This is a genomic window from Glutamicibacter sp., assembly GCF_050701915.1.
In the GTDB taxonomy this organism is placed as follows: Bacteria; Actinomycetota; Actinomycetes; order Actinomycetales; family Micrococcaceae; genus Glutamicibacter.
The window spans coordinates 23,508-43,675 of sequence record NZ_JBOGEG010000013.1 but is presented as its reverse complement, the minus strand read 5'-3'; the positions used below and the strand labels follow the sequence as shown (position 1 = coordinate 43,675).

General features: G+C 60.9%; 18 protein-coding genes. 8 read left to right on the top strand and 10 right to left on the bottom strand.

Going from position 1 to position 20,168, the window contains the following annotated elements; genetic code table 11:
* Positions 1–37: 37 nt before the first annotated feature.
* On the bottom strand, positions 38–709 hold the full coding sequence (locus tag ACRDT3_RS09800) for a septum formation family protein (protein WP_431492801.1): 672 nt from the start codon (positions 707–709) through the stop codon (positions 38–40).
* Positions 710–931: 222 nt separating this feature from the next.
* Between ACRDT3_RS09800 and ACRDT3_RS09795 the strand changes: the two genes are divergently transcribed.
* The 3 genes from ACRDT3_RS09795 (at position 932) to ACRDT3_RS09785 (ending at position 2,692) form a co-directional block, all read left to right on the top strand.
* A complete protein-coding gene (locus ACRDT3_RS09795; RefSeq protein WP_431492800.1) occupies positions 932–1,150 on the top strand; it encodes a DUF3073 domain-containing protein in 219 nt (72 codons plus the stop codon).
* 191 nt (positions 1,151–1,341) lie between these two features.
* Positions 1,342–2,232, top strand: coding sequence for a Sir2 family NAD-dependent protein deacetylase (locus tag ACRDT3_RS09790; protein ID WP_431492832.1), 891 nt, complete (start codon positions 1,342–1,344; stop codon positions 2,230–2,232).
* Positions 2,233–2,278: 46 nt separating this feature from the next.
* On the top strand, positions 2,279–2,692 hold the full coding sequence (locus ACRDT3_RS09785; RefSeq protein WP_431492799.1) for a hypothetical protein: 414 nt from the start codon (positions 2,279–2,281) through the stop codon (positions 2,690–2,692).
* 320 nt (positions 2,693–3,012) lie between these two features.
* On the opposite strand, the gene purM is transcribed toward ACRDT3_RS09785, so the two are convergent.
* The 4 genes from purM to ACRDT3_RS09765 form a co-directional block, all read right to left on the bottom strand.
* Complete coding sequence (gene purM, locus ACRDT3_RS09780; RefSeq protein WP_431492798.1) at positions 3,013–4,155, bottom strand: phosphoribosylformylglycinamidine cyclo-ligase; 1,143 nt, start codon at positions 4,153–4,155, stop codon at positions 3,013–3,015.
* A gap of 80 nt (positions 4,156–4,235) precedes the next feature.
* The gene (gene purF, locus ACRDT3_RS09775) at positions 4,236–5,759 is read right to left on the bottom strand and encodes an amidophosphoribosyltransferase (protein ID WP_431492797.1); all 1,524 of its coding nucleotides are present in this window, start codon (positions 5,757–5,759) and stop codon (positions 4,236–4,238) included.
* Between the two features lie 105 nt (positions 5,760–5,864).
* The gene (locus ACRDT3_RS09770) at positions 5,865–6,191 is read right to left on the bottom strand and encodes a hypothetical protein (protein ID WP_431492796.1); all 327 of its coding nucleotides are present in this window, start codon (positions 6,189–6,191) and stop codon (positions 5,865–5,867) included.
* 4 nt (positions 6,192–6,195) lie between these two features.
* Positions 6,196–6,576: a sterol carrier family protein gene (locus ACRDT3_RS09765; RefSeq protein WP_431492795.1), complete on the bottom strand. Its 381-nt coding sequence runs from the start codon at positions 6,574–6,576 to the stop codon at positions 6,196–6,198.
* Positions 6,577–6,876: 300 nt separating this feature from the next.
* Here ACRDT3_RS09765 and purD point away from each other — a divergent pair, with 300 nt between their 5' ends.
* Together purD and ACRDT3_RS09755 are read left to right on the top strand one after the other, a co-directional pair.
* Positions 6,877–8,163, top strand: a complete 1,287-nt coding sequence (gene purD, locus ACRDT3_RS09760) for a phosphoribosylamine--glycine ligase (protein WP_431492831.1) — start codon at positions 6,877–6,879, stop codon at positions 8,161–8,163.
* A 15-nt stretch (positions 8,164–8,178) separates the two neighbouring features.
* Complete coding sequence (locus tag ACRDT3_RS09755) at positions 8,179–9,084, top strand: phosphoribosylaminoimidazolesuccinocarboxamide synthase (RefSeq protein WP_431492794.1); 906 nt, start codon at positions 8,179–8,181, stop codon at positions 9,082–9,084.
* 84 nt (positions 9,085–9,168) lie between these two features.
* Here the strand turns inward: ACRDT3_RS09755 and ACRDT3_RS09750 are convergent, their stop codons facing one another.
* The 4 genes from ACRDT3_RS09750 to ACRDT3_RS09735 form a co-directional block, all read right to left on the bottom strand.
* Entirely contained in the window at positions 9,169–10,977 is a 1,809-nt protein-coding gene (locus tag ACRDT3_RS09750; protein ID WP_431492793.1) for an ABC transporter ATP-binding protein, read from the bottom strand.
* A complete protein-coding gene (locus tag ACRDT3_RS09745; RefSeq protein ID WP_431492792.1) occupies positions 10,974–12,809 on the bottom strand; it encodes an ABC transporter ATP-binding protein in 1,836 nt (611 codons plus the stop codon). Before ACRDT3_RS09745 ends, ACRDT3_RS09750 begins: the two co-directional genes overlap by 4 nt.
* Before the next feature lie 163 nt (positions 12,810–12,972).
* Positions 12,973–13,926 carry a metallophosphoesterase gene (locus tag ACRDT3_RS09740; RefSeq protein WP_431492791.1) on the bottom strand — a complete coding sequence of 318 codons (954 nt, stop codon included), beginning with the start codon at positions 13,924–13,926 and terminating at the stop codon, positions 12,973–12,975.
* 120 nt (positions 13,927–14,046) lie between these two features.
* Positions 14,047–16,347 carry a transglycosylase domain-containing protein gene (locus ACRDT3_RS09735; RefSeq protein WP_431492790.1) on the bottom strand — a complete coding sequence of 767 codons (2,301 nt, stop codon included), beginning with the start codon at positions 16,345–16,347 and terminating at the stop codon, positions 14,047–14,049.
* A gap of 225 nt (positions 16,348–16,572) precedes the next feature.
* Between ACRDT3_RS09735 and ACRDT3_RS09730 the strand changes: the two genes are divergently transcribed.
* Together ACRDT3_RS09730 and ACRDT3_RS09725 are read left to right on the top strand one after the other, a co-directional pair.
* Positions 16,573–17,049 carry a RidA family protein gene (locus tag ACRDT3_RS09730; RefSeq protein WP_105656982.1) on the top strand — a complete coding sequence of 159 codons (477 nt, stop codon included), beginning with the start codon at positions 16,573–16,575 and terminating at the stop codon, positions 17,047–17,049.
* A gap of 61 nt (positions 17,050–17,110) precedes the next feature.
* On the top strand, positions 17,111–18,025 hold the full coding sequence (locus ACRDT3_RS09725) for an NUDIX hydrolase (RefSeq protein WP_431492830.1): 915 nt from the start codon (positions 17,111–17,113) through the stop codon (positions 18,023–18,025).
* Between the two features lie 70 nt (positions 18,026–18,095).
* Here the strand turns inward: ACRDT3_RS09725 and ACRDT3_RS09720 are convergent, their stop codons facing one another.
* The gene (locus ACRDT3_RS09720) at positions 18,096–18,773 is read right to left on the bottom strand and encodes a Crp/Fnr family transcriptional regulator (protein WP_022874282.1); all 678 of its coding nucleotides are present in this window, start codon (positions 18,771–18,773) and stop codon (positions 18,096–18,098) included.
* A 204-nt stretch (positions 18,774–18,977) separates the two neighbouring features.
* On the opposite strand from ACRDT3_RS09720, the gene ACRDT3_RS09715 reads away from it, so the two are divergent.
* A complete protein-coding gene (locus ACRDT3_RS09715; protein ID WP_431492829.1) occupies positions 18,978–20,168 on the top strand; it encodes a MarP family serine protease in 1,191 nt (396 codons plus the stop codon).

Here is a 20,168-nt window from a genome sequence, read left to right as displayed (position 1 = left end):
TCCGTCTACGCCCTCGCCATTTCGCCGAAATGCAGCCTTAGCTGTCGGTGGTCTCCTGGTCCTTGGACTTCTCGTCCTCGGGCTTTTCATCCTTGGACTTCTTGTCTTCGGATTTCTCCGCTTCTCCATCGGTAGCGCCTTCGGGCAGCAATGAGCTGCGGACGTTACCCTCGGACAAGCTAAGGAAGCATGAAACGGTTCGGTCGCCCTGATCCCAGGTGCTCTCCGAAGGGCGCGAGAAGTGATAGGTCCAGGTGGAGTCCAACCCGGCACGTGGATCCAGCGAGACCGACTTGCACAGGTCTTCAGACTGGGTCAGCAGCACGTTGGTGCCTGGGTACTCATCGCCGGTGACCTGGAAGATGCCGATCAGCTGGGCATTGTGAGAGGAATCACAGGTCACGACCGTCTGTGGATCCAGGGGCGAATTGAACCCGCGCAGGCAGTCGCCTTGCTCCAACTGTGTTGGCGGCATTCCGGTGGCAACAATGCCGTCGAGGCCTGGATTCTCATTGCGCTCCACGTTGTTCGCAGTTGGCGAAGCAGGGGGATCCACTAGTCTCAACACCACGAAAACCACTGCCGCGGCCAGCGCGAGAACGGCGACAATCATCAAGGCCCATTGAGCACTTTGACGCTTGGGCTTCTCCGGTTCTGGCTGCAATGGCGGCAAAGCCGCCTGCGGCTCGGGCAGATTGTTTTCCACCACCTGTTGAGCTCCTTCGTGGTTGGGTCGGGCGATCGCTCGCCGGCTCAATACATAGTCGTTGGACTAATCGACAGTCTAGCGGTTTCGGAGGGTGTTGCATTCAGCGCTCGCCGGTGAATCGTGTTAACCTTTAATTACGAAAGAACTGATCACATATTCGGGGGCCTTCATCTTTTCAAGGTGGACCACCTCCCGACTCTACTGAAAAGAGGGGGTCACGCCATGGGGCGCGGCCGTCAAAAGGCTAAAGCACAGCGTCAGGCGCGAGATATCAAGTACTACTCGCCGTCCACTGACCTTTCGGCACTTGAACGCGAGTTGGGCGTTCGGTCCGATCATCATGCTCAGAACACTGAGCGTAATGATTCATCGTATGACGAAGAATATTCGGAATACGACGAGCTGACTAAGAAGTACTCGGGAGATAATGAAGACGAGTAGCCTCGTCTTCTGATGCCGGGAGTCCTTGGCTCAGAGTGCCACACCTTAAGCATTGAGTGGTACAGCTCTTCAGTACATTTTGCGACAAGCCGCAGCGACTAAGCTAAATTAGCTTTTAGTCGTTGCGGCCTTTGTCGTGCCCAGCAATTGTTAGGTGGAACGTGAGCACTCCAGAAGAGCTATCCATCCAGATGGCGCATCATTCGGCCATCCGGTCGATGCAGCGCATCGTCGAGCAGCAGGCACCGGCAACTCCGGAAGCTGAAGCGCGTGCCGGGGTGCGCCAAATGCTTTCTGCTGGCCGGGTCCTGGTTGTCACCGGAGCCGGTGTCTCTACCGACTCCGGAATCCCCGACTACCGCGGACCCAACGGTTCATTGCAGCGCCACCGGCCGATGACCTACCAAGAATTCCGATTCCGCCCCGAAGCCCGGCAGCGCTATTGGGCCCGTGGCTACGTCGGCTGGCGCCATATGGACAAAGCCGAGCCTAACCACATTCACCAGCGCTTGGTGCAGTGGGAAGAGCACGGAAAAATCAGTGGCATCATCACGCAGAATGTTGACGGGCTGCACCAGCAGGCCGGATCCAAACGAGTCATTCCGGTCCATGGCGACTTATCGATCGTTCGCTGCCTGGACTGCGGGAACAGCGAGAACCGCAATGACTTTGATCTCCGCCTGCAAGCAGCTAACAAGGGATATTTGGAAGCCGTGGAAATCGACCCTAGCGCGGTGAACCCCGACGGGGATGTGGAGCTGCCCCAGTACCTGGTAGACCAATTCAACATGGTGGCCTGCTTGCGCTGCGGCTCGCTGGCCCTCAAGCCTGATGTGGTGTACTTCGGCGAGAACGTTCCGGCTGAACGCAAGCAACGCATTGCGGCACTGGAAGCGGAATCCGCAGCGCTCTTGGTGCTGGGCTCCTCCCTTGCGGTGATGAGCGGGTACAAGATCCTGTTGAACTTCGTCAAGCGGGATTTGCCGGTGGCGCTGATTACCAACGGCCACGTCCGCGGTGAACAGAAAGCAACCTGGCGCTGGCGGGTGCCCTTGGAGCACGCCCTGAAGCAACTGGACTAGTTGGAAAATATTTCACTCCGCAAGGCACACTGATTATGTGTGCCCAATGCTGGTCAGGGCAATTAGCGCCCATGAGTATACCGAGGAATTCCTCGCGGAAACCGAACGCCGTCCGAGCTGCGCTCCGCGGCCATCACTTGCCCGCATCGAATCGCTCGAGGTGGGCAATTATGCCCGGCATGTCGAGCTGGCCGCCAACATGTTCAATTGCGGGAGGCCCGTGGGATTGGGCAGCAAGGCAAAGCCCGGTGATGGAATTGCGGCCGAAGCGCTGATGCGCTGGCTGCACGAGCTCAAGGACATTACGCCGCACCTCAAGGTCCGGCCCCTGCTGGCCGCGTGGAGCCCCGAGGGCATCCCGGCCAGTCCCGCTGGCGTATCGCGGATCAATGCCTCGCAGCTCACCGAAGAGCGGCCGCCTGCGATGAAGGGGAACGCATTGCTGAACGAGTATTCCTAGGACACGTTGCGGGTTGATCGGTTGCGGCGCACCTTGCCGATTGCTTCCCACCGGCAGGAAGCTGAGCTAGGGGAGCGCGAATTGCGCCGCGAGCACACCGGGTCAATCTGGTTGCCGGCCCCTGCTTTGCCGCGGTAGCCACGAACGGACGGGAGCTCGCACCGGCACAGCACCACCGGCAGCAACGCCTGGCGCAGGAAGCCGGGCAGGTGGCTCCGGTCAACCCTGCACCCTCATTCGCATGGCGATGGCGTTAAAGAACCGATGCGCCGCGCTGGGATCAGCGCGGCGCATCGGCAAGGAACTAGATGCTGCGAGTACTACTTGGCGTAGCTGCCGGTCAGCAGCACTGCGCCGCCGTCAACGCCCTTGGCTCCCTGGACGAAGTCCAGTCCGGCATCGGCAGCCGAAGGATCGATGTTCTCGACGCCGCCCATGACCCAAGCGCCCATGCCAGCCTTGTTCAGCAGCTCTACGGCACGATCAGCTACAGCAGGGTCAACAACAGCAACCATGCCCACACCCAGGTTCAGGGTGCGCTCAAGGTCAGGCTGCGGCACGTTGCCCAGCTGGGCGATGGTGGAGAAGACCGCTGGCAGGGACCAGGTCGAGCGCTCCACGCGAGCCATCAGGCCCTGGGGCAGCACGCGAGCCAGGTTGGCTGCCAGGCCGCCACCGGTGACGTGGCTGAATCCGTGTACGCCGAAGTTCTCGCCGTCGTTCAGCTCGCCCACCAGATCCAGGCAAGCGGTGGTGTAGATGCGGGTTGGGACCAGCAGTTCCTCGCCCAGGGTCTTGCCGAACTCGGCAACCTCGCGCTCCAGCTCCCACTTGGCGTGGGCGATCACGCGGCGCACCAGCGAGTAGCCATTGGAGTGGATGCCCGAGGACGCCATGCCGATGACTACGTCGCCGGCCTGCACGCGCTCCGGGCCTAGCAGCTGGTCAGCTTCGATGACACCAGTAGCAGCACCGGCAACATCGTATTCGTCCTCGGCCAGCAGGCCCGGGTGCTCTGCGGTTTCGCCGCCGACCAGCGCGGTGCCGGCCAGCTTGCAGCCTTCGGCGATGCCGCGCACGATATCCGCGATGCGCTCCGGGACAACCTTGCCGGTGGCGATGTAGTCGGTCATGAACAGCGGCTTGGCGCCGACTACGACGATGTCGTCGACCACCATGCCGACCAGGTCCTGGCCGATGGTGTCGTGGATATCCAGCTTCTGGGCGATGGCAACCTTGGTGCCTACCCCGTCGGTGGAGGTAGCCAGGTAAGGCTTCTTGTAACCGGTCAGGAACGATACGTCGAAGAGCCCGGCGAAGCCGCCGACCCCTCCGACAACGCCCGCGGTGTGGGTTGCCTTGATCGCGCCCTTCATCAACTCAACGGCACGGTCACCGGCCTCAACGTCAACGCCGGCACCGGCATAGGTGATGGAAGTTGGCTGCTGATCATTGCCGCTCATGGCAGTCGGTTCCTTTTCTGTTCTGGGCGCCGCTTTTCCGGCGCCCTTTGCAACGAGATGGTTGGGGATCGTGAAGGGGATTAGCTGTTGGTTTCGAACTCGGCATCAGGACCTGGCTCGCAGCCGCCCTGGTTGCTGCGCTCGAGCAGGTTCTTGCCGCGGCGCTCTTCGTTCGGCAAGGCGATCGGGTATTCGCCGGTGAAGCACGCGGTGCACAGGCGCTCGCGCGGCTGGCGGGTAGCTTCGATCATGCCGTCTTCGGAAATGTAGGCCAATGAGTCCGCGCCGATGGAGGTCGCGATCTCATCCACGGCCGCGCCGTTGGCGATCAGCTCGGCACGCGAGGCGAAGTCGATGCCGTAGAAGCAAGGCCACTTCACCGGAGGCGAGGAAATCTTCACATGCACCTCGGCGGCACCGGCCTCGCGCAGCATGCGCACCACCGCGCGCTGGGTGTTGCCGCGGACAATCGAATCATCGACCACGACCACGCGCTTGCCGCGCAGCACGGTTTCCAGCGCGTTGAGCTTGAGCTTGATGCCCAGCTGGCGCAGGGTCTGCGATGGCTGGATGAAGGTACGGCCCACGTAGGCGTTCTTCACGAAGCCATGGGTGAATGGAATGCCGGATTCCTCGGCGTAGCCAATGGCGGCCGGGGTGCCGGACTCCGGAACCGGGATCACGATGTCCGCATCCGCGCTGTTCTCGCGGGCCAGCTGGCGGCCCATCTCCACACGGGATTCGTAGACCGAGCGGCCGGCAATGGCAGCATCGGGGCGAGCCAGGTAGACGTACTCGAAGACGCAGCCCTTGGGGGTGGCTTCGGCAAAGCGGGTGGAACGCACACCGTTCTCGTCGATGGCGATCATTTCGCCTGGTTCGATTTCGCGGATGAACGAGGCGCCGACGGTAGCCAGTGCCGGCTGCTCGGAAGCAACCACCCAGCCTCGGTCCAGGCGGCCCAGAACCAGCGGGCGAACACCATGCGGGTCGCGGGCTGCGTAGAGGGTGTCCTCGTTCATGAAGACGAAGCAGAATGCGCCTTCGATCTTCGGCAGCAGCTCCAGTGCGGTTTCTTCCAGCGACTGGCCTTCGGAACCGGCCAGCAAGGCGGTGACCAAAGCTGTGTCGGTGGTGTTGCCCTGGGCGAGTTCGCCGCGGACCTTGCCGCCTTCAGCCTGCTGCTTGGCGGTGACCATATCGGCCAGATCGGCGGAGTTGGTCAGGTTGCCGTTGTGAGCCAGGGCGACGGTACCGGTCTGGGTCGGGCCCAAGGTCGGCTGCGCATTGGCCCAGTGGCTGGCACCGGTGGTTGAGTAGCGGCAGTGGCCGATAGCCAACTGGCCGGTCATGGAGTTCAGCGTATTCTCGTCGAACACCTGGGAGACCAGGCCCATGTCCTTGTAGACGTTGATACGCGCACCGTCGCTAGTGGCAATACCGGCGGATTCCTGTCCGCGGTGCTGCAGTGCGTACAGGCCGTAATAGGTTAGTTTTGCGACCTCTTCGCCAGGAGCCCAAACGCCGAAAACGCCGCATTCATCCTGCGGCCCTTTTTCGCTTGGAAGCAGGTCGTGATTTAGGAATCCATCTCCACGCGCCATGTTGGTTATTCTCTCATGTTCCAGTTGGTCGACACCGACCAAAAATGTGGTGGGTGGCGGCCAGGTGCGCGGCCGCCTGCTCTTCTAATTCAGGAGAAAAGCTGCCTAGCCTTGTAGTCCGCTGGAGTCAGTGTCCTCGGCCAGAGGAACTGCCAGATGCTTGGTGGTTTTGCGTGAGGTCACGCGATCAACAATCACATATGCCAATGCGCCGATACCTACGCCCAGACCTGCACCAAATATTGCAAAGAATCCGGATGCCGAGGTACGGGTGTAATCCTGCGACGGTTCGCCAAGCAGGCCAATGATGAGACCGACTAGCGCGCCAAAGACCGCGAAAGTCAAAATGAACGGCCAGAACTTGGGCGACGAGTGAATTTGCACTTCAACACTCTGATCGGCAGAAGACGGGGTAGCGGGGTGTTGCTCCATACCCTTAAGGGTACTCAATAAGTGGTAGGTGCGCTGACAAGTCTGCCCTAAGTCCCGAAGCGTGCAATTGCCCAGTCTGCAAGGCCTCGGCCCAGCCGATACGGCCAGTAGCAAGGGAAAGCCAGAGTTCAGCAGGCATTTCGACCACATTTGGGGGTGTTCCGCGGGTATGCCGGGGCCCTGCTATGCACTGAGTCACACCGAATGGCGGAACGCGTACCTCGACCGAGTTGCCCTCGGCGCGCGAGGCTAGTTCCTCCAGAGAAAAACGCACCGCGGTGGCGAGCACCGGGCGGGCCATTTTTCCTTGTCCCTGCGCGGTTCCTGACCATTCGCGCAAGGCTGCTCGGCCAGCGGTTTCATCAACGCGCCGTTTGATTGCCATGGGTCAATTCCACTTTCTCTCAATGACGGAGAAACGTCATATTTGTGTGCGCTGGGCATCTACTGTGGATCTGTAAAAACAAGAATTCCAGCCATGCTAACTCTAGTTCAGCCCGCCGAGCGCCGGTTGGACGCTGCCATGGTGCTGGGCTGAAGGCTTCCAAGGAGCACTTTGGGCCCGCTGGCCCCGAATCCGCCCGGCGGGCAGGCGCCAAGCGGCAGGTTAATGACGGGGAATACGCTCAATGCCTGTGCGTCATAGACGCGGTTGACCCGTTGGATCTCCGGTAAACTCGACCGGGTGAAGGTACTGGTTATTGGCCCAGGCGGCCGTGAGCATGCAATTGTCCGTGCACTGAGTGCAGACCCCTACGTCAACGAAGTTCATTGCGCCCCCGGCAACGCCGGTATCGCACAGGACGTCACCACCCACGCGATCGATGCGCAGGACCCTGCCGCAGTCGTCGCGCTCGCCCGGGAACTGGGCAGCGATCTGGTGGTCGTCGGCCCCGAAGCGCCACTGGCCTCCGGTGTCTCCGATGCGCTGATCGCCGCGCAGATCCCGGTCTTCGGCCCAACCCAGGCTGCCGCGCAGCTCGAAGCGTCCAAGGCTTTTGCCAAGAACGTCATGGCTGCCGCTGAAGTTCCTACCGCCATGGCCCATGTGGCCACCAACCGCGAAGAAGCCGCCAGCGCGCTGGATGACTTCGGTGCGCCGTACGTAGTCAAGGACGACGGCCTGGCCGCCGGCAAGGGCGTCGTGGTCACCAGCGATCGCGACGAAGCGCTGGAGCACGCAGAAGCCTGCTTCGCGGCCGGCGGCACCGTAGTCATCGAAGAATTCCTCGATGGCCCAGAAGTTTCCCTGTTTGTCATCTGCGATGGCAAGCACGCAGTTCCGCTGTCCCCGGCACAGGACTTCAAGCGCATCTTCGATAACGACGAGGGCCCGAACACCGGTGGCATGGGCGCCTACTCGCCGCTGCAATGGCTGCCGGAGAGCTTTGTCGACGAGGTCATGGACCGCGTCGCCTACCCAACCCTGCGCGAAATGGACAAGCGCGGCACCCCGTTCACCGGCGTGCTGTACTGCGGCTTGGCGATCACCAGGCGCGGCATCCGCGTCATCGAATTCAATGCCCGCTTCGGCGACCCGGAAACCCAAGCTGTCCTTGCCCGCCTGAAGACCCCGCTGGGCGGTGTGCTGCTGGCTGCTGCCAAGGGCCGGCTCGATGATGCCGAGCAGCTGACCTGGTCCTCGCAGACCGCAGTTGATGTGGTCATCGCCGCCGAGAACTACCCGGACACCCCGGTCAAGGGCGCGGTGATCTCCGGCCTGGAGGCAGCCAACGGAATTGATGGCGTGCACGTGATGCATGCCGGTACCTCCACTGATGCTGAAGGGAACATCATTGTTTCCGGTGGCCGCGTGCTGGCCGTGGTGGGCCTGGGTGATGACCTCGCCGCGGCCCGCGCCGCCGCGTATGCCGGCGTTGCCGAGATCAGCTGGGATGGTGCCCAGTCACGCACCGACATTGCGTTGAAGGCCGAACGCGGCGAAATCGTAATCGCCAACGAAAGCAAGTAGAGGACTACAGAACTCATGGCAGGATTCCAGACCGAAGTGCTCGACCTAGAAGGTTGGGACCATTTCTACTCGGGCAAGGTACGCGACCTGTACGTACCTGCAGGAGCCAGCTTCGAAGACACCGACCGTGTCCTCGTCGTGGCCTCCGACCGCATCAGCGCCTACGACTTCGTGCTGGCCAGCGAAATCCCCGACAAGGGCAAGGTGCTGACCCAGCTCAGCCTGTGGTGGTTCGAGCAGCTGGGCGATTTCGCCAACCACGTGATCTCCACCGACGTTCCCGCCGCGGTGGCCGGACGCGCGATGGTGTGCAAGAAGCTTGAGATGTACCCGATCGAGTGCATCGCCCGCGGATACCTGACCGGATCCGGCCTGGCCGAGTACAAGGCCTCGCAGACCGTATGCGAGCTGCCATTGCCGGCAGGGCTGGTGGATGGCTCGCGCCTGGAACCGGCGTTGTTCACCCCATCGGCCAAGGCCGAGGTGGGGGAGCACGACGAGAACATCTCCTTCGCGCAGACCGTAGAACGCGTTGGCGCCGAAGTTTCCGAGGCGCTGCGCGAGAAGACCGTGGCCCTGTACGAGCAGGCCGAGCAGATCGCCCGCACGCGCGGCATTATCCTGGCCGATACCAAGGTGGAGTTCGGTGCTGATCCTGCAACCGGCGAGATCACCCTGGGCGATGAGGTGCTGACCCCGGATTCCTCGCGTTTCTGGGATGCCGAATCCTACAAGCCGGGCCAGGCGCAGGCCAGCTTCGACAAGCAGTTCGTCCGCGACTGGCTGACCTCGGCCGAATCGGGTTGGGACAAGAACTCGGGCGAAGAACCGCCGCAGTTGCCAGCCGGGATCATCGAGAAGACCCGCGCCCGCTACATCGAGGCCTACGAACGACTGACCGGCCAGGTCTTCAGCGCATAGGCCAAGGCGCCGAACAACCACGCAGAGCAAAGCCCTCCGCTGATCGAAATGATCTGCGGAGGGCTTTGCTCTGTCTTGGGCGGATCAGACCAGCGAATCCTTCCACGCCTTGTGCAGGGCAGCGAAGCGCCCTTCATCGGCAATCAGCTGCGCCGGGGTGCCGTCCTCGGTGATCTTGCCATCGTGGACCACCAGCACGCGGTCCGCGATCTGCACGGTAGACAATCGGTGCGCGATGATCAGCGCGGTGCGGTTGCCCAGCAGGGTTTGCAGTCCGCGCTGCACGGCCCGTTCCGAAGGGATATCCAAGGAGCTGGTGGCCTCATCCAGGATCAGCACCGCAGGATCGGCCAGGAAGGCGCGGGCGAAGGAAATCAGCTGGCGCTGGCCGGCCGAGACCCGTCCGCCTCGCTTGTTCACGTCGGTATCGTAGCCCTCGGGCAGATCCATGATGAACTCGTGGGCGCCTACCGCGCGGGCGGCGGACTCGATATCCTCCGGCGAGGCACCCGGCCGGCCCAGCGCGATGTTCTCGGCCACCGATCCGGAGAAGAGGAACGCCTCCTGGGTGACCATTACGACGTGCTGGCGCAGTTCCTTGTTCGACAGCTCGTTGATCGGCACCGAATCCAGTTCCAAGGTACCCGAACGCAGGTCGTAGAAGCGGGCAATGAGCTTGGCCAGCGTGGACTTGCCGGCACCGGTCTGGCCCACCACGGCCACGGTTTGCCCGGCCGGGATCCGCAGGTCGAATTCCTCCATGATCACCGGGCCGTCGCCGTAGCCGAAGACCGCATCCTTGAAGACCAGCTCGCCGGCCACCTTGCGGATGGTCCGCGGCGCCGCAGGCTCGCGCACAGTCGGTTCTTCCTCCAGCAGCCCCGAGACCTTCTCCAGGGCGGCGGTGGCCGATTGCAGCGAGGAGTAGAACATGGCGATCTGCTCGACTGGCTGGAACAGGCGCTTGGAGGCCAGCAGGATGGCCACCATGGCACCGACCTGCATGGTGCCGTCGATGATGCGGAATCCGCCGTAGGCCAGCAACGCGGCCACGGTCAGGTTGCCGATCATGACCAGTCCCGGCTGCAGGACCCCGAAGAGGTTGAAGGAACGGACCGAGTTCACCCGGTACTGCTCCGCGAGATCCGAGTAGTTCTCGTCGTTGGCTTCTTCGCGGCGGAAGGCCTTGACCGCGCGGATGCCGGTCATGGTCTCCACGAAGGTGGAGATGACCTTGGCCGAGACCACACGGGATTCGCGGTAGAGGACCTCGGAACGGCGCTGGTACCAGAAGAAGAGGATGGTTACCGGGATGGCGGCCACGCAGACCACCAGGCCGCTGCGCCAATCGAGGAAGAAAATCGAGGCCAGGGTGAAGACCACAAACACGCAGGAGGAGGCTAGTTCCGAGACGCCTTGATCCAGCAGCTCGCGCAGCGTTTCCAGATCGGAGGTCTGCCGGGAGATGATCCGCCCGGAGGTGTAGCTCTCATGGAATTCGAGGCTCAACCGCTGGGTATGGCGGAAGACCTGCTGGCGAAGGTCCAGGAGCATCGCCTGGGAGATCTTCGCAGCGCTGGTGATGTACCAGGAGAGCAGCACGCCGCTGAGGATCGCGCACAGGATGTACCCGGCCCCGGTCATCCCCAGGGCGCCCCAGTTGCCTTCGCGCACCTGCGGCAAGGTCCAGTCGATCGCGAAGGCGATCAGCACCGGAAGCAGCACGCGCGCCGCGTTGGAGACCAGCACCAGCACCACGGTGAGGATGAACAGCTTCTTCTGCGGTACGGCGAGCAAGGCCAGGAGCCGGAAGGAACGCTGCCGCACGACCTTGCGTTCGGAGGCAGAGAGCTTGATGGCGTCTTCATTGGCGACGCCCAGGGGCTTGCTCATCGGGAGACCTCCACGGTGGCTGGCTGGTCTTCGTCATCCAGGCTGGCGATGACGAAACGGTAATGCTCATTGGTGCTCAACAGGTGGGTGTGGCTTCCCACTGCATCGATGCGGCCATCGCGCAGCAGCGCCACGCGGTCGGCGAGCATCACGGTCGAGGGCCGGTGCGCCACGATCAGCGTGGTGGTCCCGGCCAGGACTGCGCGCAGCCTCTCGGTGACCAGTTCCTCGGTGCGCACATCCAGGGCCGACAGCGGGTCGTCGAGGACCAGGACGCTCGGGCGCGCTGCGATGGCGCGGGCCAAGGCGATGCGCTGGCGCTGCCCGCCGGATAGCGACAGGCCTTCTTCGCCGATCAGGGTGTCTACCCCTTCGGGCAGCGCATAGGCGAACTGCGCCTGGGCGACGTCCAGGGCTTCGGCGAGCAGCGCTTCGCGCTGCTGCTCATTCAAGTTTTCCGGGGCGCCGAGCAACACGTTGCCGCGGATGGTGGTGGAGAACAAGGTGGTGTCCTCGAAAGCCACAGCGATTTCGGTTCGCAGTTCCCCGAGGTCCCAGTCCTTGACGTTCTGGCCGTGGATGAGCACCTCGCCGGCGGTGGCTTCATGCAGGCGCGGAACCAGGTTCAGCAAGGTGGACTTGCCCGAACCGGTGATGCCTACCAGGGCCATGGTTTCCCCGGGGCGGATCTCCAGATTGATATCGGCCAGGATCGGCCGGTGGGTGCCGGCGGTATCCGGGTAGGCGAAGCGCACATGCTCCAGCTTCACGCTGCCATCGCGTTCTGCAGGGATCCGGGGCTGCGCGGGGGAATCGATGTCATTGATGGAATCCATCACCTCGAAGTGGCGGTCCAGCGCCGTTTTGGTGCTCAGTGTCATGCCCAGCAGCATGCCCATGCCCTCGACGGGGCCGGCGATGACCGCGGCGATGGCGAAGTAGGCCACCAGCGAGCCGACGCTCAGCGTGCCGTTGGCGACCTGGGCAATGCCGATGAACAAGCCGATGCCCAGAATGGTTTCGGGCACCGCAACGACGGTGAGCAGGAAGCTGGCCAGCGTCTTGGCCTTGGTTATTTCGGTTTCCTGCAGGGACTTGGCTTGGGCGCTGAAGCCCTCGTAGACATGCGGCCCGCGGCCGAAGGCCTTGATGACGCGGATGCCGTGCACGGATTCTTCCACCGCGGTGGCCAGATCACCAGCTTGGTCCTGGCTGCGCCGGCTGGCGGCCCGGTAGTCATTGCGGAAGCGGTAGGCCTTGATGGCAATCGGGATAGATCCCAGCAGGTAGAGCAATCCCAGGATCCACGAATGGGTGAGCATCAGCACCAGGCCGGTGATGACGGTGACGGTTTCGACAACCAGCATCATCGCGCCAAATGCGAGCCAGCGGCGCAACAGGGACAGGTCCGACATGGAGCGGGAGAGAAGCTGCCCCGAGCCCCAGCGTTCGTGGAACGCCACTGGCAGGCGCTGCAGGTGCTTGTAGAAGCGGATGCGCATCTGTGCTTCAAGACCGGCTGCGGGATTCAGCACGAATTGGCGGCGCAGGAAGATCAGCAGGGCCTCGACAAGGCCCAAAGCGGCAACGATGCCAACAGAGAGCCACACCTCCGAGGCCGCTCCATCACGATGCAGGACGACATTCACCAGCCAGGCGAGGACCTGGGGGATGGCCAGCGCGACGATACCGGCGCCGAGCGCGCAGAGGAAACCGCAAAAGAGCCGGGGGAAGATCGGCTTGACGAAGGGAGCGAGCCGCTTCAGTGTTGCGGAGAGCGGGACCGGATCATTCGAACCGGCCTGTTGAGCTTGAGCCACGGTACCCCGCATTCATCCAGAAGTTTGACAGAGTTACAGACTACCGGCAGTAGTTGGGATAATTCAATCAATCCGCCACTATGGGAAAGAAGTGCTTCACAATGAATGCAAATAATCCCCGGCCGAGCACCAGCAAGGTGCTTGACCGGGGATTACCCGTAGAATTATTCGTGCCTTAGTCGCGGGCCGCCAGGGTGACCAGCACTGCTTCCGGCGGGCAGGCAAAACGAATCGGCGCGAATCGCGAGGTGCCCACGCCAGCGGAAACATTCAACGGCACGGTGTTGCCGTTGTACTCCCAATCACTCAGGCCGCGTGCGCGCCAAGTCGGCAGATCGCAGTTGGAGACCAAAGCGCCATAACCCGGGATGCACACCTGGCCGCCGTGGGTGTGGCCAGCGAAAATGACATCAGCCTGCGCCTCGGTGAATTGGTCCAGCACCCGCTGGTAGGGCGCGTGGGTGAGCGCAATGCGCACGTGGGGCGCCTGGTCGCTGGAGGAGGAGCCGCGTGGCCAGCCAGCGAAGTGGTCGCGGTCGATGTGCGGATCGTCGACACCGGTCAGATCCAGGCGCAGGCCATTGAGCACAGTGGAGTGCGCACGGTTGGACATGTTGATCCAGCCGGCGCTGCCGAAAGCCCGGTGCATTTCTTCGAACGGCAGCTGGTCGCGCGGGGCGGGCTTGGGGGTTCCGGTGGAAGGAGCCAAGTACCTGAACGGATTCTTCAGCTTCGGAGCGTAGTAGCAATTCGATCCGGGGACGAACGCGCCCGGGAAAGCCATCAGCGGCTCCAGCGCGTTGACCAAATCCGGCACGCCCTTGCGGTGGCTGAGGTTGTCACCGGTGTTGATGACAAAGTCGGGCTTCAGGTCTGCCAGGCCGCGTAGCCACTGGGCTTTGGTTTCCTGCCCCGGAACCATGTGGATGTCCGAAAGGTGCAGAACCTTGATGTCGCGGTATCCGCGTGGCAGGACCTTGAGCGTTTCGTTGCGCAGCCCGAACTTCTGGGCCTCCAGCATGCCGTAGCCCACCAAGGCGCCGCCGATGGCTAGGGCGCCGGAGGCAGTGAGGGCAGCAGTACCAGCGGCATGACGCAGTGCCGAAGCGAAATTATTCTGTTCAACCATGACTTCTGTGCCATCGTCCTTTCAAGCCCGGAGGCAACCTCTGATGAAGTACTCCTATGCCAATCTAAACCGAAAGGCCGCGTCCAACCAAAGTTGAACGCGGCCTTTGCAGCCGTTTAGCTAGTCATCGGACTTTTTGCCGTTTCCGTTTCCATTGCCATTTCCGTTGCCTTTGTCCTTGTTATCGGACTCGGGCTTCGGCGAGGATTCTTCCTTGGGCTTGGGATCTTCCTTCGACTCTTCCTTGTCATTATCCTTCTCATCTGAGTCGGACTTGGAATCGTCTTCTTCCTTCGGCTTTGGTGGAGGCGGCTGGCGACGGGCCGAACCGAAGTTGTTGCGCTCGTATTCGTGCACAGCCTCTTCCATGAAGTCCACCCACAGCGGTGCAGCGTAGGTCGAGGAGTCGAGCACCATTGAAGCCCGCTGGTCGTTGATCATCGAACCCTGAAGCGTGTTCTTTTCCTCGGCTGCGGTCGCATTGACTCGTCCCACCCAAGCTGCAGTGGAAATGCCCGTCGTGTAGCCCACGAACCAAGTTGAAGTCGACCAGTTATTCGTACCAGTTTTACCAGCGATCGGACCTGAAACTCTGCCCTTAGAAACTCGGTCAGTTGCAATAGACTTCAGTGTTCCGTTCAAGTCAGCAACGTACGTCGGATCAATTTCCTGCGAACAGCTCTTCTTCTGAACTTTGTAGTCAGTACCATCTTTGTCAGTGATCGAGGTGATTGCCCGTGGCTCGCAGTATTCGCCTCTGTTGGCAAATGCCGCAAATGCAGCGGCCTGTGCCAGTGGGGTGATCTTAGGAGTACCGATAACGAAGGCGGGAGCCGCGGGGGAAATCGGTTTCCCTTCACCGCTGTCGTAATCTAGCAAACCCAGCTTCTCGGTGTAATCGGTAATATTGCACAGATCGAGTTTTGCCGCTTCTGCAACCGTTGCAGAGTTAACTGACCACTTGAGGCCGTAGTTAACTTTCATTTTCCGGGCGAAGCCGCGTGACGCATTGCCAACATGCCAATTATCGTAGGTTCGGGTAGAACCGCCATCCAAGCAAGAAGCTCTCCAACGGTAGGAACCTGAATAGTCCTGCCGAGTGGCATCAATGGTGTCCCACATATTGTGGCCCTCTTTAAGCCATGCCAGTGTGGTGTAGGGCTTCATAGTTGAACCAGCTTGGAAACCACCGGCGCCACCTAGAGAACGCTCAACAGAATAATTCAGAGTAGTTTTTCCGTGACCGCCAGCAGGGTCATAAGCCGTGTTTTGTGCCATAGCCAGAATGTTTCCAGTACCTGGTTCTACTGACACAATGGCGGATGCCACGTCTGTATTCGACTTGGCTTCCGGGTCGATGGCCTTGCGCGCATCCTTTGCGGCCTTCTGATTGAGCTTGCTGTTCAAAGTCGTCTTGATAGTTAGGCCGCCCCTGTACAACATGTTTTCACGGTCCTCGCGGGTCTTTCCCAACGACTCGTTTTGCAGAACCAGTTCGGTGGCAAGATCGCAGAAGAAAGCGTCATCGCCAGCCGAATAACAGCCGGAAGACTGGGACTTACTAGGCTTAAGGTCGAGATCCGACTTCACCGCCTTGTCGTATTCCTTCTTGGTAATCGCACCGGCGCGGTACATATTGCCCAGCACCTTGTTGCGGCGATCGATGGAACGCTCAGGGTTGTTGAGCGGGTTGTAGACGTTTGGCAACTGGACCATGCCGGCGAGCATCGCCGACTGCTGCACGTTCAGGTCCTTGGCATCGATGGAGTAGAAGTGCTGAGCGGCAGCCTGCACGCCGTACTCTCGACCCGAGAACAGCACCAGGTTCAGGTAGCCCTCCAGGATCTCGTCCTTAGACATTTCCTTCTCGATGGCCACCGCGTACTTCAGCTCGCGGATCTTATCTGCATAGTCCTTCTGGCCGGAAACGGTGGACTCAGTGGAGCCGGTCAGTTCCTGGTTGTTCACCAGCAGGTTGTTCACGTACTGCTGGGTCAAGGTGGAAGCACCAGAGCGGCTCGAAGAGGTGAGGTTGCCAACTACTGCACGGGCGATGCCCTTGGGATCAATGCCCTTGTGCTCGTAGAATCGCTCATCTTCCACCGAGATGATCGCCTTGCGCATGTTCGGCGAGATGTCATCTAGCTTCACAGGCTGGCGATTTTGCTGGTAGAAGTTCGCAATGGTCTTGCCATCCGCGTCAAGGATCGTGGAAGGCTCCGGAATGGGGAGCTTTTCAAACGAGCTTGGGAGCGCGCTGACGATGTTGTTGCCGGTGGTCAAACCGGTTTTAGCGATAGCTGCAATGGGCACGAGCATGCCTGCTGCGAGCACACCACACAGGGCGCTGATTCCGAAGAATGCAACGACTTTTCCCAGGGTGGTAGCGGTATCAAAAAAGGGGGACTTCTTGGCTGCCATACCCACTAGTTTACAAGGACGCGCTAACGTATCGAGTATGACTAAATGGGAATACGCCACTTTGCCGCTTTTGATTCACGCTACGAAGCAGATTTTGGACCAGTGGGGTGACGATGGCTGGGAGCTGGTAACAGTGGTTCCAGGGCCTAACGGCTCATCTCCAGTGGCCTACATGAAGCGTCCGAAAGCGTAACTAGCAACAACATTTACTGAAGGAGAAATCCCATGCAAGAAGCTACTTCCTCGCGTGTCGAGGCCCGCCTTGCCGAGCTCGGCCATGCCTTGCCAGCTGTGGCAAAGCCGGTAGCCGCCTACCTGCCAGCAGTGACCACTGGCAACTATGTTTACACTTCCGGCCAGCTTCCGCTGATTAAGGGCGAACTCACAGCGGTTGGAAAGGTTGGCGCCGAGGTTTCAGCCGAGGAAGCGAAGGCCCAGGCGCAGACCGCTGCGCTCAACGCGCTAGCCGCCATCAAGGCCGAAATTGGTGATCTAGATCGCATTAAGCGCATCGTGAAGGTCGTCGGTTTCGTGTCGTCCGCACCGGACTTCACCGGACAGCCAGGAGTTATCAACGGTGCATCGGAATTCTTCGGCGAGGTACTCGGCGATGCAGGCCTGCACGCACGCTCGGCCGTCGGCGTTGCCGTACTGCCACTGGATGCACCTGTCGAGGTTGAGGTCATCGCTGAATTTGAGTAATTCAAGCCAGCTTCCTGCTGCGCGGCCCCGACGGGCTTTCCCATCGGGGCCGCGCAGCGGTATGGTGCGTCGGCTCTTTGACTTGCCACCGCATCAAATCGCCACCGCCGAAAACTGGTTCTCATTCGGTTCGCGCACCCCGCGCACCCCGCGACGCGCCTCCTCTGTGTGCCTTGTGAGGGATTCTTCCCATGGCGTGGAAACCTATCTGACTTATCGCCCCGGCGGCTCTCCTATGGGCAACGTAGCCTTTCCTGGCGGTAGCCACGAGGCGAGCGACCGGGCCACCTACCAATGGTTCGGCCCGAGCCTGTCCCAATGGTCCAAGCGCATGGACCTGCTGGACCAGCAGTTGGCGCAGGCGTATATCGTTTGCGCCATCCGTGAGCTCTTCGAGGAAACCGGAATTCTGCTTGCCGGAACCGATGAGCAATCCGTGGTGGAAATGACCGATGCCGAAGAGTGGATGGCCGCCCGCGAAGCAATCGCCGGGCAGGACCTCGCCTTCGATGAATTCCTGCGTCGCCGCGGACTTGGCCTACGCACCGACCTGTTGCGTCCGGTATCCCATTGGCTGAACCCGAACTTTGCCTTGCGTCGCTTCGACACCTGGTACTTCACCGCCACCGTGCCGAACCGCCAGGATGCCGCTTTGCTGCGTGGCAAAGGCAAATGGGGGCGCTGGTGTGCGGCCGGGGACATATTGGCCAAGCGCAACACCAACGAGCTGGGAGACAGCATTGGCCAGCCCAACACGGTGGACCTCGCGCTCTCGGAGATCAGCTACCCGGCGGTGGAGATGATCCTGGAGGCCATGGCGGAGGCCAACGGAGTGGTAGCCTACCTTTCGCGTGCTCGTTCCTTGAATCTCAAGCATCCGGACCTGCTGGTGCGCGATGGCATTTACTATTTGGAAGTCCTGGGCTCCATGAGCGCTGAGTCCTCCCGCCCATGGCAGACCTCTGCCGGGCACTGAGAACAGAACTTAAAACAAATCAGGCCGAAAATCCTTGAAGGATTTTCGGCCTGAAATGCATTACTGCGGTTTAGCGCGAGCGCTGGCGCAGACGCTGGATGTCCAGGATCACGACGGCGCGTGCTTCCAGGCGCAGCCAGCCACGCTGTACGAACTCGGCCAGAGCCTTGTTCACGGTTTCGCGGGAAGCTCCAACAAGCTGAGCCAGCTCTTCCTGGGTGAGCTCGTGGGCAACCAGGATGCCGTCGGTAGCCGGACGACCGAAGCGGTCAGCCAGATCCAACAGAGCCTTGGCAACACGGCCAGGAACGTCAGAGAAGACCAGATCGGCCAGGGACTCATTGGTGCGACGCAGACGTGCAGCCAGAGCCTGCAGCAGCTGAATCGAGACCTCAGGGGAGTTCAGGATAGCCTTGCGCATGTTTTCGTGGCTCAGGCCCGCCAGGCGGGTCTCCGACACGGCAGTTGCAGTTGCGTTGCGTGGGTGCGGATCGAACAATGCCATCTCGCCAAACAGTTCGCCTGGGCCAAGAACAGCAATCAGGTTTTCGCGACCATCCGAAGAGGTGCGACCCAGCTTGATCTTGCCGGAAACGATGAAGTACAGACGGTCGCCCTGATCGCCTTCACGGAACACTGATGCGCCGCGGGACAGATCAACCTCGGTCAATTCTTCGGTTAGCGCGGCGAATACTTCATCACCAAGCGACGCAAACAGTGGCGCGCGACGCAGTACCTCGATATCCATTAAATCTCCTGTCAACAGTAGTAGGCGCTTACTTCATTGTGCCGTATTCGGTAACAATGTGACAGTTTCCACACGTGGTTTAACCAAGAAAATGTTGAAAATCACGCACATTCGACTAAAACTCGCGAATCTGCTCGCAGAAATCCATCAGCTTCTAAGGGTACCTTGGGTCTATACGAACTTTATGAATGAACTGGGGTCTTGGTGCTCGGAATTTTCAGCTGGCTCGACGTAGTCATCTGCGCTGTTTTGCTGACGTTTTTCATCATTGGAGTTCGTCGAGGTTTCCTGCTGACCATCGGCGATATGCTCGGCTTAATTGTCGGCGGAGTCGCCGCTTTCTTCGCCATCCCGCTGGTTTCCACTTTTGCTACGAACCCTTGGTGGCGTGTTGGCCTGATGGTAGCTACTGCGGCCGTGCTGATCATTCTCGGCCAAGCTCTGGGACGGGTGATTGCAACCCGCATCCGCCACTGGATGAATGTCGATTTCCTGCGCGCGGCAGACCGGTTTGCCGGCGGCGTGCTGTCGGTGTTCATTACCGCCACAATCATCGGTGGCTTGGCCTTTTCCACGTCAAGCATGGGTATCCCAAGGCTTTCGCTGGAGATCAGCAAGTCCAAGATGATCGACTCAATTCGCGGCCTGACACCCGAGTTTGTCGATGCTGCCATTTCCACCGCACGCTCCAAGGTGATCGCCGAAACCCTCCCTGCGTTCTTGGAGCCTTTCGCGCCTCCGGTGCAGGCCCCAGCCAACACCGAATGGGCAGCTAACGACCAGCAACTGGCAGCGGCGCAATCGGCCGCCAAGATCTCCGGTACCGCAGTGCAATGCGGAGTGAACCTGACCGGTTCAGGCTTCGTTGTCGACCACGAGTTGGTCATGACCAACGCGCACGTGGTCGCCGGTTTGAGCGCTGCTACCGTGGAAGTCGGCGGTGACGAAGTTCACCGCGGAAAAGTTGTTTATTTCGATCCCAAGGCCGACATCGCGCTGCTTTACGTCGAAGGGTTGCAGGCAGAGCCTATCGACCTGGCCGCTGATGACCTGATGCGCGGCGACTCGGCAACCTTTGTCGGCCACCCGGCTGGCGGCCCGCAGCAGATCCGCGGAGCCCTGATCGCTTCTCGTGCCTTCGTCTCCATTGCCAATATCTACGGCATGGATCCATCTCGAATTTCCGTCTACCAGCTCACCGCGGAAGTAGCCCAGGGCAATTCCGGCGGACCGCTGCTGGATGAAGCCGGTGACGCGGTGGGGTTGATCTTCGCCAAGTCGCGCAGCGATGACGAGGTGGGCTTCGCCCTGAGCCTCGAAGAGATCGAGAATGCCATGGAACTGGGCGGGGACCGGCGCACCAGCATCAAGACCGGCGACTGCGTCACCGGCTAG